Raw genomic sequence first — 274 nt, 5'->3', positions numbered from 1 at the left:
AGCTCAAGCCTCTGGCCAAGCTCGGCGCTTACGCCGAAGTCGGCTACGACCCGGAATTCATGGGTTACGGTCCATACTACGCCATCCGCAAGCTGCTGAGTGAAAACAAGCGGCAGGTGGCTGACTACGACTTCTTTGAAATCAACGAAGCCTTTGCCGCAACCACCCTGGCCGTGGCCCGCGATCTGGAGATTCCTTTGGACAAGGTCAACAAGCAGGGCGGCGCAATCGCCCTGGGCCACCCGCTCGGCGCCAGCGGCACCAGACTTCTGGC

At 60.9% G+C, this 274-nt stretch carries 1 pseudogene; it reads left to right on the top strand.

Annotation, left to right across the window (positions count from 1 at the left end):
* Positions 1-274: pseudogene (locus lacNas_RS01790) on the top strand (acetyl-CoA C-acyltransferase); the annotation flags it as partial.

The organism is Lactobacillus nasalidis (assembly GCF_016587775.1).
GTDB classification, from domain to species: domain Bacteria; phylum Bacillota; class Bacilli; order Lactobacillales; family Lactobacillaceae; genus Lactobacillus; species Lactobacillus nasalidis.
The sequence above is the reverse complement of the archived record's forward strand: the minus strand, read 5'-3'. Positions and strand labels throughout refer to the sequence as shown.